This window comes from Tabrizicola flagellatus (assembly GCF_046295235.1).
In the GTDB taxonomy this organism is placed as follows: domain Bacteria; phylum Pseudomonadota; class Alphaproteobacteria; order Rhodobacterales; family Rhodobacteraceae; genus Tabrizicola; species Tabrizicola flagellata_A.
This window is the reverse complement of sequence record NZ_JBKBLV010000010.1, coordinates 20,374-34,392: the sequence shown is the minus strand read 5'-3', so window position 1 is coordinate 34,392 and position 14,019 is coordinate 20,374. Positions and strand designations below refer to the sequence as shown.

Here is a 14,019-nt window from a genome sequence, read left to right as displayed (position 1 = left end):
TGCCTGCGCCGTGCGCCGGGGTAGCATGCCGGAACTGCAACCCTCCGGGACTGGACAATGGGCTTTCTCCTCCGCTGGCTCGGCGCCTTCCTCCTCCTCGCCGCGATCTTCAACCCGACGTCCTGGAACTATGTCGCCTGGGCACGGTCGGCCTGGGGCGAACAGACCCCGCTGATCGCCTTCACGGGCCTCGTCCTTGGCGTCGCGGCGATGGTCTACCTGGTCGCCACCATGCGCTCGATCGGCCTCCTCGGCGCCGCCGTCATCGCCGCGATCTTCGCCGCCGGCCTCTGGGTGCTGACCGACTGGGGTCTCCTCGGCCTTGACAATTCGGCGCTGAACACCTGGCTCGGCATCCTGGTCCTGTCGCTGATCCTCGGCGTGGGCATGTCCTGGTCGATCCTGCGCCAGCGCCTGTCCGGCCAGCAGACCACCGACGAGGTCGACGGCTGAGCTCTGCGCTCCAAACCCTTGCCCTTTCCCAAATACTCCCGCCGGAGGCACCCGCGCCGGCCAGCCGTGCGGGCCCGGCCAAGCGCGCGCGGCAGCGCCGTCCGCGCGGCCCGATGCCGCAAGGACGGCTCCTCCGTCCGGAAGCCGACCCTTGCGCCCCGGTCCCCTTCCGCCTAGATAGGCGCGTCAGCTTTCGGGACCCGCATGGAAAACGTCATCCTCACCATCCACCTGATCCTCGCGCTCCTTCTCATCGGCGTGGTGCTGCTGCAGCGCTCCGAAGGCGGCGGGCTCGGCATGGGCGGCGGCGGCGGCACGATGTCGGCCCGGGGCGCGGCGACGGCGCTGACCAAGTTGACCTGGATCTTCGCGGCGGCCTTCATCGTCACCTCGATCACCCTGACCATCCTGGCCACCCGCGGCGGCGAGGGCGGTTCGGTCGTGGACAGCGCGGCGACGACCGCGCCGGCGGACGCGCCCGCGACCACGGCCCCGGCAACCGGCGGTGGCCTCGCCGGCACCGACCTGACGCTGCCGGGAACGACGACCGGTGCCGGCGACGCGCCGGTCACGCCGCAGCGCGCGGATGAACCCGTCGCCCCGGCCACGGGCAACTGACCCACAACCGATTGCAGTTCCTTCTGGCTTTGCCCGCATGATCTAGCGGGCAAGGCGTTGCTAACCTCTGCGGGAGCGGCTATAGGTCAACTCCCGTGGTGCAGCGATTCCACCCCTGCCGAATCGCCGACAAACACGGGAGTCCGCCTTGGCGCGTTACATCTTCATCACCGGCGGCGTTGTCTCCTCTCTCGGCAAGGGCCTTGCCTCCGCCGCGCTCGGCGCGCTTCTGCAGGCCCGCGGCTACACCGTACGGCTCCGCAAGCTCGACCCCTACCTGAACGTCGATCCCGGCACGATGTCGCCCTTCGAACACGGCGAGGTCTTCGTGACCGACGACGGGGCCGAGACCGACCTCGACCTCGGCCACTACGAACGCTTCACCGGCGTCCATGCGCGGACGACGGATTCCATCTCCTCCGGCCGGATCTATTCCAACGTGCTGGAAAAGGAGCGCCGCGGCGATTACCTGGGCAAAACCATCCAGGTCATTCCCCACGTCACCAACGAGATCAAGGACTTCCTGCGCATCGGCGATGACGAGGTCGATTTCATGCTGTGCGAGATCGGCGGCACGGTCGGCGACATCGAGGGCCTGCCCTTCTTCGAGGCGATCCGCCAGTTCATCCACGAACGCCCGCGCGGCCAGTCGATCCTGATGCACCTGACGCTCTTGCCCTATCTTTCGGCCTCGGGGGAGCTCAAGACCAAGCCCACCCAGCACAGCGTCAAGGAACTGCAATCCATCGGCCTTGCTCCCGACGTGCTCGTCTGCCGTTCCGAGCATCCGATCCCGGACCGCGAACGGGAAAAGATTGCCCTCTTCTGCAACGTGCGCAAAGAGGCGGTGATCCCGGCCTACGACCTGAAGACGATCTACGAGGCCCCGCTGGCCTATCACCGCGCCGGCCTCGACCAGGCCGTGCTCGACGCCTTCGGCATCACGCCTGCACCCAAGCCCAATCTCGCCCGCTGGGAGGACGTGATGGACCGCATCACCCATCCCGAAGGCGAGGTGCGCATCGCCATCGTCGGCAAGTACACGCAGCTGGAAGACGCCTACAAATCCATCGCCGAGGCGCTGACCCACGGCGGCATGGCGAACCGCACCAGGGTCCGCGCCGAGTGGATCGACGCCGAGATCTTCGAGCGCGAGGACCCCGCCCCCTGGCTGGAGGATTTCCACGGGATCCTCGTCCCCGGCGGCTTTGGCGAACGCGGGACCGAAGGCAAGATCCGCGCCGCGACCTTCGCGCGGGAAAAGAAGATCCCCTATCTCGGCATCTGCCTCGGCATGCAGATGGCGGTGATCGAGGCGGCGCGGAACCTGGTCGGCGTGAAGAATGCCGGGTCCGAGGAGTTCGATCACGAGGCCGGCGCCAGGCGCTTCACCCCCGTGGTCTATCACCTGAAGGAATGGGTCCAGGGCAACCACACCGTCCGGCGCAAGGCCGACGATGCCAAGGGCGGGACCATGCGCCTGGGCGCCTATACCGCGAACCTGAAGGAAGGCTCGAAGGTGGCGCAGGTCTATGGCACCACTGTGATCGAGGAACGCCACCGCCACCGCTACGAGGTGGACATCCAGTATCGCGACGACCTCGAGAAATGCGGCCTGATCTTCAGCGGCATGTCGCCCGACGGCAAGCTGCCCGAGATCGTCGAGGTCAAGGATCATCCGTGGTTCATCGGCGTGCAGTTCCACCCCGAGTTGAAGTCGAAACCCTTCGCGCCCCATCCGCTGTTTGCCGATTTCGTGCGTGCCGCCGTCGAGGTCTCGCGCCTGGTTTGACGGGCGCTGATCTCCTGTACCTCCCTTGCAGTCGGTCGTCTGACCGGATCCTTGCCGTGATGTGGAAACGTCACAGCCGGAACGTAATTGCCGAAGCCAGGTATTCGAAGAATTGCAACAATCGTGCGACAGGCGCAGAGTCTGGAAACAATTCAGAAAGCCGCCCGCAAGGCGGTGCAAAAAGAGGCAGTGATCATGAAGAAGATAGCTCTTGCAGTCAGTCTGGTAACAATTGCCGGGCCTTCGGTTGCCCTTGCACAGGATGTAAGCGTATCCGGTGCCGTCACCCTTGGTCTGGGGTTTCACGATGTCTCGGACATTCCGCAGGATCTGCGGACGACCAGCCTGGACGGGCGTGCCAGCGTGGATTTCGGCAACGGCCTGGCCCTCGGGGTCGATGCGGGCTTCCTGGGCGTGAAGATCGATGACGTGCCCTTCGACCTGAATGCCGACTTCATCGGTCTTCGCGGCAGCTATGCCTTCGGCGGCGGCATGTCTGTGGGCCTTTACCACGAAAGGCTGACCCTCGGGGCGGATATCCTGCCGATCGACATCGCACTGAAATCCACCGGCGTTTCGGCCGGATATGATAGCGGCGACCTGTCCCTGGGCGGTTTCGTCGGCACGTCGGAGACCAGCCCCTCGCTGGGTCCGGATGTCGATTTCCGGGATGCCGGGCTGAGCGCAAAATACACGGTGATGTCGAACCTGACCCTCGGAGCCGCCTTCCAGCGCACCACGATCGACACGCCCGGCACGGATGTCGATCTCGACTTCCTCGGCCTTGCCACCACCTATTCGGTCAACGACAAGGTCTCGCTTTTCGGCGGGCTGAGCCGGACATCGCTGGACATTGTTGACCTTGACGCAACAACGATGGGCATCGGCGTCGGCTATTCGCTTGCCGACATGGTCGGCATGAACGCGACCGCATCGGTCGAGCTGGCGCGGACCGACCTTTCGGCCGGTGGACTGGGAGACGGCAATCTCGACACGCTGCGGTTCGGCCTGACCGTCCCGCTGGGCGGAAAGGGTTCGGAAGCGCCGCTGAATAGCGTGGCGGATTCGGTCTTCAACCCGCGGCACAGCGCGATCAATGCCGGGCTGACCTCGGCCTTCTGAGACAACCTGCGCGACCACATGGGCAAGGCGCAGAGCCTTGCCCGTCACATCACGGCCGGCACCTCATCCAAGGCAAACCGCCGCCGACCCGTCCTCGCGCGTGAGCCACAGCCCCTCGGGCGAGACGACAAAGCCCCGCACCTCCCCCAGCACCTTCAGGTAGGCGGCCTCCAGTTCCATCGTGCGTTCGTCGCAGGCCATCTGCGTTGTGGCCAGCGGGCCGAACACCAGCACTCCCGCATCCAGGTCCGCCCGTCCGACATACCGGTTGCAGCCCGCTCGGCCCGAGACCGCGCCTTCGGCCGTGATGGTCAGCCAGACATCCGCCGTGTCGGGGATCGGGTCTCCGTCGATCGTCCGCAACTCCCACTGGCGGTCGGTCAGCCGACCGACCGACAGCGAGGCGTCCTCGGGCAGGTCTCCGTCGAAGCCCGGCGGAAGCGGCTGGTCGCAGGCAAGCGCGGCAAGGGGCTGGAGGGCCAGCGCAGCGGCTAGGACAAGGGGAACGGCACGCGGCATCCGAGGACTCCCTGTGGCTTGACTCCAGTCTACTGCCTTGGGGCCGGCCACCAAACCGGAACTTTCGCGCCACCGGGCCGACAGGCAGGGCCCGGTTGCACCGGGCCGCACCGCGCCGCATAGTCTCGGCGTCCCGAGGAGCCCCGAATGCGTCTGTCCCTTGTCGTCATGGCCTACCGGCAGGAAGCCTTCATCGCCGACACCGTGGCCGCCGCCTTCGCGCAGGACCATCCCGATCTGGAAATCGTACTGACCGACGACTGTTCGCCCGACGATACCTTCCGCATCATGTCCGACATGGCCGCGGCCTACACCGGGCCGCACCGGATCGTCCTGAACCGCAATCCACAGAACCTCGGCCTGATCGGCCATGTGAACCGACTCTTCGACCTCACGACCTCGGACTGGCTGATCTACAATGCGGGCGACGACATCTCGGAAACCCGGCGCGCCCGCGTGATCGCCGAGGCCATCGCGCGGGACGATCCGCGCTATGTCTATTCCAACGTGACGGACATGGACGCCGCGGGCGTGGCGCTGGACAAGCAGCGCAACCGGACACGCCCCGAGGCCTTGCAGCAGAAATCCCTGCCTGACCTGGCCAAGGCCGTCTCGCATGCCCTCGGCGCCAGCAGCGCGTGGCACCGTGATCTGTTCGACCATTTCGGGCCGATCACCGAAAGCGAGGTCTTCGAGGACCAGGTGCTGATGTTCCGCGCCCGCCTGCTGGGCAGCGTCACCTGGCTGGAGGACCGGCTTCTGCGCTATCGTCGCAGCATCGGCCTGTCGTTCCAGTCCAAGGAGGACCGGGTGCGCAAGCTGCGGCAGGACCTGGCGATCATGCGGCAGCGGCGGGCAGACGTGCTGCATTTCTGCCCCGACCGCCGGGACATCCTGAAGGCCATCGCCCGGAAGGAAGAGAGGCGGCGGCGCGAACTCGAGGCCGTGCTCTCGGGCCGGCAATCCGACTTGCCCGCAGACGAGGATGACGCCTGACCGAGGCGCCTAGTGCAGCATTCCCAGTACGACCGGCTCGACCTGGTGCCAGCCTTCCCACATCATCTTCAGCGCGACGTAGAGGATGATGAGCAACCCGATGTAGGCGATCCAGCGGAAACGGTTCAAGAGATTGGCGATATAGCTGGCCGCAAGCCCCATCAGCGCGATCGACAGGATCAGACCGACCACCAGCACGGTCGGATGCCCGTGCGCGGCCCCGGCCACGGCCAGAACGTTGTCGAGGCTCATCGACACGTCGGCGATGACGATCTGGGTCACGGCCTGGGCCAGCGTCTTGCGCGGAGCGCCCCCCGCAACCGTGCCGTCGGCGTTCAGGTCGGCCTCGGCCAGCGCCTCGACGGCGGCGTGTTCCTCGGCATGGCTGGTCTGCAACTCGCGCCACATCTTCCAGCAGACCCAGAGCAGAAGCAGGCCGCCGACCAGGAGAAGGCCGATGATCTCCAGAAGCTGCGTGGTAATCAGCGCAAAGCCGATGCGCATGACCGTGGCGGCAAGGATGCCGACGAGGATTGCCTTCCTGCGCTGGTCCTTCGGCAACCCGGCAGCGGCGAGGCCGATGACGATGGCATTGTCGCCCGCCAGCACCAGATCAATGCCGATGACCTGCATCAGGGCGACCAGCCCCTGATAGGTGAAGATTTCCATCGCATCCTCCGCTTCCCCGGCGCGCCGCTCCTACGCCGTTCCGGAAAGGCCTGCAAGCGCGCCTCCGCTTCCCAAGCGGGCGAAAGCCGGCTAGGGCAAGGACATGCTTTCCTACCAGCACCTCTACCACGCCGGGAACCTGGCGGATGTCCACAAGCACGCGGCACTGGCCTGGGTGCTGGACTACCTGACCCGCAAGGACAAGCCGCTGACCTATATCGAGACCCATGCGGGGCGCGGGGTCTATGACCTCGGCGCCGCCGAGGCGGTCAGGACCGGAGAGGCGGCTGCGGGGATCGCGCTGGCCGAGGGGCTGTTTCCGCCCGATCACCCCTACCGGCAGCGGCTTGAGGAGGCGCGGGCGCAATATGGCGCTCGGGCCTATCCCGGCTCTCCCCTGATCGCGGCGCTGGGCCTGCGCGAAGGCGACAGCCTGCACCTGGCCGAGCTGCATCCGCAGGAACACGACGCGCTGGCCCGGGTCGCGAAGGACTGGGGCGCGCATGTCCACAGGCGCGACGGGTTCGAGCTGGCGCTCGCGCTGACGCCCCCCACCCCGCGCCGGGGGCTGATGCTGATCGACCCGTCTTACGAGGTTAAGGCGGATTACGAGGCGATCCCGCGCCACATGGCGAACATCCATCGCAAGTGGAACGTGGGCTGCCTCATCCTGTGGTATCCGATCCTGAAGGGCGGCGCGCATGGCCCGATGCTGAAGGCGCTGGAGGCCGCTTTCCCCGAGGGCCTGCGCCACGAGGTCCGCTTTCCGCCGGCGCGCGAGGGGCACCGGATGGAAGGCTCGGGCCTCTTCATCGTCAACCCACCCTACGGGCTGGCCGGGGAACTGGCCGGGATCACGTCCCGGTTTGCCCGGCTTTCCAAGCCCGCCGCAAAGCCCTAGGTTCGGCGCATGATCGAGCTTCTCCGCCGCCTTCTGGCCCCCGAACCCGCCCGCCTGCCGGAACCCGACGCCCAGCTGGCGCTGGCCGCGCTTCTGGTCCGCGTTGCCCGCACCGACGGGCTTTACGCCGCCGAGGAGGTCGAGCGGATCGACCGCGTGCTCGCGCGCCGCTACGGGCTTGACCCCTTCGCCACCGCGCGGCTGCGGACCGAGGCCGAGGCGCTGGAGGCCGAGGCGCCCGACACCGTCCGCTTTACCCGCGCGCTGAAGGAGGCGGTGCCGCTGGAGGACCGGGCGGACCTGATGACCGCGCTCTGGTCGGTGGCGCTGGCGGATGGTCTGCGCGAGGCGCAAGAGGACCGGCTGATGCGGCTGGTGGCGAATCTTCTGGGGCTGACAGATGTCGAATCCTCGCTCGCTCGGCAAAAGGCCGAACGGGAATGATCGCCAGCCTCGGGATGTATGACTTCGGCCCGGCGCAGGGGGCGAACGACCGGCTCTGGGCGCTGATCCGCACCGGGCTGCGCGGGCGGGGCGTCGCGGCGCCCGAGACGCTGACCCGGGGCGAACACGCCTATTGGGATGCCTGGACCGCGCCCGACCTCGTCCTGTCGCAGACCTGCGGCTATCCGTTCCGCGCCCGGTTGCACGACCGCGTGGCCTATGTCGGCACGCCGGACTACGGGGTCGCGGGCTGCCCGCCGGGCCACTATCGCTCGGTCTTCGTCGCCCGACCGGACGACCCGCGCCGCCACCTGTCCGAATTCCACGGCGCGCGGCTGGCCTACAACGAGCCCCTGTCGCAATCCGGCTGGGCCGCACCGCAGAGCCATGCGGCGAAATTGGGCATCAGCCTCTTGCCGGGGGTGCAGACGGGCGGGCATCGCCTGTCGGCACGGGCCGTCATCGAGGGCGCCGCAGACATCGCTGCGCTTGACGCGGTCACCCATGCACTCCTCTGCGACCTCGACCCCGAAGTTGCGGCGCTGCGCATCGTCGCGCTGACCGACCCGACCCCCGGCCTGCCCTTCATCACGGCCCGGGGACAGGACCCTGCCCCGATCTTCGATGCCGTCAGCGAGGCCGTCGCGGCACTGGCCCCGGACGACCGGACCGCCCTGCGGCTGAAAGGCTTCCTGCGTCTGCCGGTCGCGGATTACCTCGCCGTGCCCGATCCGCCCCCGCCCGAGCAGATTGCCGCCCTGATCTGATCAAATTGCCGTCGCGCGACCCGTCGAACGGCCAAATCGCCGTTGCAATGCCGCGGAATCTGCTCCCTACTTGCGGGCCAGACTGCCTGACACAGAAGAACTCATGCCAGACGCCACCGACACCCCGGTCATCGAAATCCGCGACCTGCACAAGAGCTATGGTCCGCTGGAGGTGCTGAAAGGGGTCGATCTGGTGGCGCCGCGCGGGCATGTGGTGTCGCTGATCGGCTCGTCCGGGTCCGGGAAGTCCACGCTTTTGCGCTGCTGCAACCTTCTGGAGGACAGCCAGCAGGGCGAGATCCGCTTTGAAGGCGAGGCGGTGCGCTGGAAGGGCGAGGGGCTGCATCGCCACCCGGCCGACCGCGAGCAGGTAACCCGGATCCGCACCAACCTGTCGATGGTGTTCCAGCAGTTCAACCTCTGGTCCCACATGACCATCCTGCAGAACGTGATGGAGGCGCCGGTCACGGTGCTCAAGCGCGACCCGAAGGAGGTCGAGGTCACGGCGCGCGAGTATCTGGCCAAGGTGGGCATCGGCGACAAGGCCGACGCCTGGCCGGCGCAACTGTCAGGCGGCCAGCAGCAGCGCGCGGCGATCGCCCGGGCGCTCTGCATGGAGCCGCGCGCGCTTCTGTTCGACGAGCCGACCTCGGCGCTCGACCCCGAACTGGAGCAGGAGGTGGTCAAGGTCATCAAGGCGCTCGCCGACGAGGGGCGGACGATGCTTCTGGTCACGCATGACATGAAGCTGGCGGCGGACTGTTCCGATCACGTCATCTTCCTGCACAAGGGCCGGATCGAGGAACAGGGCGCGCCGGCGGACCTGTTCGGCAACCCGCAAAGCGAGCGGCTGCGCGGGTTCCTCTCGGCGACGGCGGGCTGACGATGGCCTGTGCCGGGACCATTGCGCTTGTCCTGACCGGGCTCGTGCTCGCTGGCTCGGAGCCCGTGGTGATCGGCACCGACGCGCCGTTCCCGGCCTATACCTACCTGGACGAAGCCGGTCAGATCACGGGCTTCGAACGCGACGTGATGGACGAGGTCTGCGCCCGCGCCTCCCTCTCCTGCTCCTGGGAACTGGCGAACTTCGACCAGCTGATCCCGGGGGTGATGACGGGACGCTTCGACGTGGTCCTCGGCGGCATGGCGATCACGGACGACCGCCGTGCCCTGGTCGATTTCACCACACCCTACCACGGCACCGACCCCGAGGAATGGTACATCGGCCCGCCGGGTGCGCCGCCGCCTGCCACGGCCGAGATCGGCGTGCAGTCGGGCACGGTGCACGAGGCGCATCTGCGCCGGATGGGTTACAGCTATACCACCTTCCCGACCGAGCCGCAGGTGCTGGAGGCGGTCGCTTCGGGCAAGGTCGGCCTCGCGTTGGGTCCGTTCCAGTCCCGCGCCGACATCCACGCCTTCGTTACCGCCGAAGGGCTGGAGTTTCTCTATTCCGAAATGATCCCCGACGACGGCGTGGCGATGGCCGTCTGCAAGGGGAACGACGAGCTTCTGGGCCGGCTGAACGGTGCGCTTGACGCGATGCGTCGCGACGGCACGCTTGCCAGCCTGGAAAACCGCTGGTTCGAATGACCGGCACGGCAAGCATCCAACAGGGGAGACCAAGGATGAAACGACTACTGACCGCAACCGCCCTCGTGGCGATCGGCGGCGCTGTCCAGGCGCAGGACATCGTGCGTCTGGGCACCGAAGGCGCCTACCCGCCCTACAACTTCATCAACGACGCGGGCGAGGTCGCGGGCTTCGAGCGCGAACTCGGCGACGAATTGTGCAAGCGCGCCGGACTGACCTGCGAATGGGTGGTGAACGACTGGGACTCGATCATTCCGAACCTGCAGTCGGGCAACTATGACGTGATCATGGCCGGGATGAGCATCACCGAGGAACGCGAGGCGGTGATCGACTTCAGCCAGGGCTACCTGCCGCCGGCCTCCTCGGCCTATCTGGCACTCTCGGCGGATGTGGACCTGAAGTCCGGCCCGGTGGCCGCGCAGACCTCCACCATCCAGGCTGCCTTCGTGGCCGAGAACGGCATGCAGCTGGTCGAATACGCCACGCCCGAGGAAACCGTCGCGGCGGTGAAGAATGGCGAGGCGGTGGCGGTGCTGGCCGACAAGGACTACCTGGCGCCGATCGCTGCGGAATCGGGCGGCGCGCTGGTGCTGCTGGAGAAGGAAGAGTCGATCGGCGGCGGCGTGGGCCTCGGCTTCCGCGAAAGCGACAAGGAGCTGCGGGCCAAGTTCGACGAAGCGATCAAGTCGATGAAGTGCGACGGCACGCTGGACGCCATGATCGTCAAGCCGGAATATTTCGGACCCGAGGCCAAGACCTGGGGCGATGCCGGCAAGGAAGGCTGCTGAGGCCTGAACCGGGCGGGCCTCCGGGCCCGCCCCACCCTTGAAACGGGACCTGCGAATGTTCGAATTCTGCGCCGATCCGAAAGCCATCGAGGGCCTGACCTGGGCCGTCTGCTACCTGACATCGGCCAAGCATGTCCTGTTCTACTGGTCCTTCCTGACCGTCCTTTTTCTCCTGGCGATCACCGCCCCGGCGGCGCTGGCCATGGGCTTCGTCGGCGCCACCGCCGCCCGGTCGCACATCGCGCCGGTCAGCTGGCTGGGCAAGCTCTACATCTGGATGGTGCGCGGCGTGCCCGACATCATCTTCTTCCTCTTCTTCGTCATCGCGCTGGACCAGATCATCGAATACGGCAAGAGCCTGATGGTCTGCGAGAACCACGCCTGGCCCTGGCAGGGCCTCGAATTCCGCGTCTGCCCCGAGGCCAAGGTGCCGCTCGCCCGGTCCTCGGCCTTCTGGCACCAGGCCTACGGCTTCATGCTGGCCGTCGTCACCTTCGCCATAGTCTTCGGCGCCTTCGTGGCCAACGTCATCTACGGCGCGATGAACGCCGTCCCCCGCGCGCAACTGGAAACCGCCGAGGCCTACGGGATGAGCCGTTCCCAGGTCTTCCGCCGCATCCTCATCCCGCAAATGTGGATCTACGCGCTGCCGGGGCTGGGGAACCTGTGGATGATCCTCATCAAGGCCACGCCGCTTTTGTTCCTCCTGGGCGTCAAGGACATCGTCTACTACGCCCGCGAACTCGGCGGGTCCAAGACGCAGGCCTACGAATACCCGCATGGCGACTGGCGGCTGTGGTATTTCCTGGCGCTTATGGTCTTCTACCTCCTGTTCACCCGCATCTCGGAAATCGGCATCTCGCGTCTGACACGCCGTTTGAGCCACGGTCAGGCCACGGCCGGCGGCGAAGCCCTGCGGAGGGCCGGGGCATGAGCATGACCTGCTGGGAAACGATCCAGGCCTATGGCCTGCGCTCGATCGGGATCGGCGAAAACCTTCTGCCCCGGTCGGATTTCACGCTGTGCCAGCAGTTCACCCTGATCGGGTCGGGGATGATCTGGAACCTCTATTTCGGCATCCTGGCGCTGGCCGGGGGCTTCTTCCTTGCCAATGCCATCGCACTGGCCCGGACCGCCCGCAATCCCCTGATCCGCAAGCCCGCCGATTGGTTCGTCTTCGTCTTCCGCGGCTCTCCGCTCTTCATCCAGTTCTTCCTGGCCTATGAGGCGCTGGTCCTCCTGCCCAAGGGCGGTGTGGACATCCTGGGCATCCACCTCAACACCGCCTGGACCACCCGGGCCTGGGCCGGGGCGCTCCTTGTCCTGTTCCTGAACACCGCCGCATATTCCGCCGAGATCTTCCACGGCGCGCTTAAGTCGATCCCGAAGGGCGACCTCGAGGCCGCCGAGGCTTACGGCCTGACCGGCTGGAAGAAGTTCATCCGCATCGAATGGCCGACCATGCTGCGCCTGGGCTGGCCCGCCTACACCAACGAGGCCATCTTCCTGTTCCACGCCACGACGCTGGTGTTCTTCTCGGGCTTCCCGGCCTTCCAGCAGAAGGGCGACGCGCTCTACTACGCCAACTATTTCGCCGACAAGACCTTCAACCCCTTCATCCCCTATCCGATCGTCGCCTTCTATTTCATCCTGCTGACGCTCGCCGTGACCTACTTCTATGGTCTGGTGAACCGGCGCCTGAACCGGCACCTGCCGGCCAACACCCGCAGCAGAATCCGCTTGCGTCCGAACCTGATCCGGTAGTAGGCTACTTTTGATCAAATTATCCGGGCACCCGTCCGGACCCTGCGGCAAAGCCGAAAAGAAGGCCCGCGGGGGTAGGAGATCGAAACCAGGGGAAGGGCCAAGGGCATGGTCCCATCCTGCGCAAGGGGCAGCCATGGCTGGCTGCGGGCGCGGGCAGATCGTGCCTTGACCTAGCAACGACATGAACATGAAAGACTACCTCAGAAAGCACCCGGACGTGCGCACCATCCGCGTGGCCGCGGCTGACCTGAACGGCCAGGCGCGCGGCAAGCGCGTGCCCGCCCGCTTTGCCGAAAAGGTCGTGAAGGACGGAACGCGGTTCCCCTTCTCGGTCCTGAACCTTGACATCTGGGGCGAGGACATCGACGACAGCCCGCTGGTCTTCGAACAGGGCGACCAGGACGGGGTGCTGAAACCCACAGAACGGGGCTTCATGCCGATGCCCTGGCTCGAGGCGCCGACCGCCCTCTTGCCCATCTGGATGTTCCGCGAGAACGGGCAGCCTTACGAGGGCGACCCGCGCCATGCGCTGCGCGCGGTGGTTGACCGCTACAAGGCACGCGGCCTGACACCGGTCTGCGCGATGGAACTGGAATTCTTCCTGATCGACGACTCGGGCAAGACCCTTCAGGTCCCGCCCTCGCCGCGTTCGGGCAAGCGCCGCAAGGCGGCCGAGACGCTGTCGATCCGCGCGCTGGATGCCTTCGACACCTTCTTCACCGACCTCTACGACGCCTGCGAGGCGATGGACATCCCGGCCGACACCACCACCTCGGAAACCGGGCTGGGGCAGTTCGAGGTGAACCTGATGCATTGCGACGATGCCTTGCGCGCCGCCGACGATGCCTGGCTGTTCAAAATGCTGGTCAAGGGCCTTGCCCGCCGCCACGGCTTTGCCGCCAGCTTCATGGCCAAGCCCTATGCCGACTATTCCGGCTCGGGCCTGCACACGCATTTCTCGGTGATCGACGAAAAGGGCGACAACATCTTCGATTCCGGCGGCCCGAAGGGCACTGCGCAGCTGCGCCATGCCGTCGCCGGCTGCCTTGCGGCGATGCACGACTCCACGCTGCTCTTCGCGCCGCATCTGAACAGCTACGAACGCCTGGTGCCGGGCCGGCACGCCCCCACCGCGATCTCCTGGGGCTACGAGAACCGCACCGCCGCGATCCGCATTCCCGCCGGCAACCCAAGCGCCCGGCGGATCGAGCATCGCGTGGCCGGCGGCGACGTGAACCCCTACCTGATGCTGGCCGCGATCCTTGGCGCCGCGCTCACCGGCATCGAGGACGAGGTCGAACCCCCGCCCGCCGTCACCGGCAACGCCTATGCGATGGATCTGCCGCAGATCCCCGCGACCTGGGAAGCCGCGATCGATGCCTTCGAAAACTCGGACATCCTCTACCGTTTCCTGCCGAAGGAACTGATCCGCAACCTGGTGCAGACCAAGCGGCAGGAACTGCATTACATCGCCGAGCTCTCGCCCGAGGAACGGGTGGAGCTTTACCTCGACACCGTCTGACGGCTCCCCGGTCGCCTTCGGCCCTCGTCGCAGCATCCGCGAGGAGAAGCCGAAGGCGCACGACGAGC

The 14,019-nt window shown here is 66.7% G+C and carries 16 protein-coding genes; 14 read left to right on the top strand and 2 right to left on the bottom strand.

Translation table 11 applies throughout. The annotated features are described in order from the left end of the window. Nucleotides 1-57: 57 nt before the first annotated feature. From ACK4IU_RS05965 to ACK4IU_RS05950, 4 genes are all read left to right on the top strand, one after another. Entirely contained in the window at nt 58-453 is a 396-nt protein-coding gene (locus tag ACK4IU_RS05965) for a DUF6524 family protein (RefSeq protein WP_409732629.1), read from the top strand. A 204-nt stretch (nt 454-657) separates the two neighbouring features. Continuing rightward, entirely contained in the window at nt 658-1,071 is a 414-nt protein-coding gene (gene secG, locus ACK4IU_RS05960) for a preprotein translocase subunit SecG (protein ID WP_409732627.1), read from the top strand. A gap of 148 nt (nt 1,072-1,219) precedes the next feature. Continuing rightward, a complete protein-coding gene (locus ACK4IU_RS05955; protein WP_409732625.1) occupies nt 1,220-2,863 on the top strand; it encodes a CTP synthase in 1,644 nt (547 codons plus the stop codon). A gap of 195 nt (nt 2,864-3,058) precedes the next feature. Then, a complete protein-coding gene (locus ACK4IU_RS05950) occupies nt 3,059-3,985 on the top strand; it encodes a porin (RefSeq protein WP_409732623.1) in 927 nt (308 codons plus the stop codon). A 63-nt stretch (nt 3,986-4,048) separates the two neighbouring features. Here the strand turns inward: ACK4IU_RS05950 and ACK4IU_RS05945 are convergent, their stop codons facing one another. After that, complete coding sequence (locus ACK4IU_RS05945; protein WP_409732622.1) at nt 4,049-4,504, bottom strand: META domain-containing protein; 456 nt, start codon at nt 4,502-4,504, stop codon at nt 4,049-4,051. 147 nt (nt 4,505-4,651) lie between these two features. Between ACK4IU_RS05945 and ACK4IU_RS05940 the strand changes: the two genes are divergently transcribed. Next, the gene (locus ACK4IU_RS05940; RefSeq protein ID WP_409732620.1) at nt 4,652-5,500 is read left to right on the top strand and encodes a glycosyltransferase; all 849 of its coding nucleotides are present in this window, start codon (nt 4,652-4,654) and stop codon (nt 5,498-5,500) included. A 9-nt stretch (nt 5,501-5,509) separates the two neighbouring features. Here the strand turns inward: ACK4IU_RS05940 and ACK4IU_RS05935 are convergent, their stop codons facing one another. Continuing rightward, nucleotides 5,510-6,169 carry a TerC family protein gene (locus ACK4IU_RS05935; protein ID WP_409732618.1) on the bottom strand — a complete coding sequence of 220 codons (660 nt, stop codon included), beginning with the start codon at nt 6,167-6,169 and terminating at the stop codon, nt 5,510-5,512. Between the two features lie 103 nt (nt 6,170-6,272). Between ACK4IU_RS05935 and ACK4IU_RS05930 the strand changes: the two genes are divergently transcribed. The 9 genes from ACK4IU_RS05930 (at nt 6,273) to ACK4IU_RS05890 (ending at nt 13,951) form a co-directional block, all read left to right on the top strand. Then, the gene (locus ACK4IU_RS05930; RefSeq protein ID WP_409732616.1) at nt 6,273-7,070 is read left to right on the top strand and encodes a 23S rRNA (adenine(2030)-N(6))-methyltransferase RlmJ; all 798 of its coding nucleotides are present in this window, start codon (nt 6,273-6,275) and stop codon (nt 7,068-7,070) included. Nucleotides 7,071-7,079: 9 nt separating this feature from the next. After that, nucleotides 7,080-7,514: a TerB family tellurite resistance protein gene (locus tag ACK4IU_RS05925; RefSeq protein ID WP_149588018.1), complete on the top strand. Its 435-nt coding sequence runs from the start codon at nt 7,080-7,082 to the stop codon at nt 7,512-7,514. Further along, a complete protein-coding gene (locus ACK4IU_RS05920; protein ID WP_409732614.1) occupies nt 7,511-8,281 on the top strand; it encodes a phosphate/phosphite/phosphonate ABC transporter substrate-binding protein in 771 nt (256 codons plus the stop codon). Before ACK4IU_RS05925 ends, ACK4IU_RS05920 begins: the two co-directional genes overlap by 4 nt. A gap of 103 nt (nt 8,282-8,384) precedes the next feature. Then, on the top strand, nt 8,385-9,164 hold the full coding sequence (locus ACK4IU_RS05915; RefSeq protein ID WP_409732612.1) for an ABC transporter ATP-binding protein: 780 nt from the start codon (nt 8,385-8,387) through the stop codon (nt 9,162-9,164). 2 nt (nt 9,165-9,166) lie between these two features. Beyond that, nucleotides 9,167-9,874, top strand: coding sequence for a transporter substrate-binding domain-containing protein (locus tag ACK4IU_RS05910; RefSeq protein WP_409732610.1), 708 nt, complete (start codon nt 9,167-9,169; stop codon nt 9,872-9,874). A 35-nt stretch (nt 9,875-9,909) separates the two neighbouring features. Beyond that, nucleotides 9,910-10,662: a transporter substrate-binding domain-containing protein gene (locus tag ACK4IU_RS05905; RefSeq protein WP_409732608.1), complete on the top strand. Its 753-nt coding sequence runs from the start codon at nt 9,910-9,912 to the stop codon at nt 10,660-10,662. Nucleotides 10,663-10,717: 55 nt separating this feature from the next. Then, nucleotides 10,718-11,596, top strand: coding sequence for an ABC transporter permease (locus tag ACK4IU_RS05900; protein ID WP_409732606.1), 879 nt, complete (start codon nt 10,718-10,720; stop codon nt 11,594-11,596). Nucleotides 11,597-11,598: 2 nt separating this feature from the next. Then, the gene (locus tag ACK4IU_RS05895) at nt 11,599-12,426 is read left to right on the top strand and encodes an ABC transporter permease (protein ID WP_149588054.1); all 828 of its coding nucleotides are present in this window, start codon (nt 11,599-11,601) and stop codon (nt 12,424-12,426) included. Between the two features lie 190 nt (nt 12,427-12,616). Further along, nucleotides 12,617-13,951 (top strand): glutamine synthetase family protein, encoded by a 1,335-nt coding sequence (locus ACK4IU_RS05890; RefSeq protein ID WP_409732775.1) that lies wholly within the window; start codon nt 12,617-12,619, stop codon nt 13,949-13,951. Nucleotides 13,952-14,019: the final 68 nt, after the last annotated feature.

What these genes read in the sequence shown, in the direction of transcription:
- secG (WP_409732627.1), top strand. Translation starts at nt 658, where the DNA reads ATGGAAAACGTCATCCTCACCATCCACCTGATCCTCGCGCTCCTTCTC.
- ACK4IU_RS05950 (WP_409732623.1), top strand. Translation starts at nt 3,059, where the DNA reads ATGAAGAAGATAGCTCTTGCAGTCAGTCTGGTAACAATTGCCGGGCCT.
- ACK4IU_RS05915 (WP_409732612.1), top strand. Translation starts at nt 8,385, where the DNA reads ATGCCAGACGCCACCGACACCCCGGTCATCGAAATCCGCGACCTGCAC.
- ACK4IU_RS05920 (WP_409732614.1), top strand. Translation starts at nt 7,511, where the DNA reads ATGATCGCCAGCCTCGGGATGTATGACTTCGGCCCGGCGCAGGGGGCG.
- ACK4IU_RS05895 (WP_149588054.1), top strand. Translation starts at nt 11,599, where the DNA reads ATGACCTGCTGGGAAACGATCCAGGCCTATGGCCTGCGCTCGATCGGG.
- ACK4IU_RS05910 (WP_409732610.1), top strand. Translation starts at nt 9,167, where the DNA reads ATGGCCTGTGCCGGGACCATTGCGCTTGTCCTGACCGGGCTCGTGCTC.
- ACK4IU_RS05890 (WP_409732775.1), top strand. Translation starts at nt 12,617, where the DNA reads ATGAAAGACTACCTCAGAAAGCACCCGGACGTGCGCACCATCCGCGTG.
- ACK4IU_RS05900 (WP_409732606.1), top strand. Translation starts at nt 10,718, where the DNA reads ATGTTCGAATTCTGCGCCGATCCGAAAGCCATCGAGGGCCTGACCTGG.
- ACK4IU_RS05945 (WP_409732622.1), bottom strand. Translation starts at nt 4,504, where the DNA reads ATGCCGCGTGCCGTTCCCCTTGTCCTAGCCGCTGCGCTGGCCCTCCAG.
- ACK4IU_RS05930 (WP_409732616.1), top strand. Translation starts at nt 6,273, where the DNA reads ATGCTTTCCTACCAGCACCTCTACCACGCCGGGAACCTGGCGGATGTC.
- ACK4IU_RS05905 (WP_409732608.1), top strand. Translation starts at nt 9,910, where the DNA reads ATGAAACGACTACTGACCGCAACCGCCCTCGTGGCGATCGGCGGCGCT.
- ACK4IU_RS05940 (WP_409732620.1), top strand. Translation starts at nt 4,652, where the DNA reads ATGCGTCTGTCCCTTGTCGTCATGGCCTACCGGCAGGAAGCCTTCATC.
- ACK4IU_RS05925 (WP_149588018.1), top strand. Translation starts at nt 7,080, where the DNA reads ATGATCGAGCTTCTCCGCCGCCTTCTGGCCCCCGAACCCGCCCGCCTG.
- ACK4IU_RS05965 (WP_409732629.1), top strand. Translation starts at nt 58, where the DNA reads ATGGGCTTTCTCCTCCGCTGGCTCGGCGCCTTCCTCCTCCTCGCCGCG.
- ACK4IU_RS05935 (WP_409732618.1), bottom strand. Translation starts at nt 6,169, where the DNA reads ATGGAAATCTTCACCTATCAGGGGCTGGTCGCCCTGATGCAGGTCATC.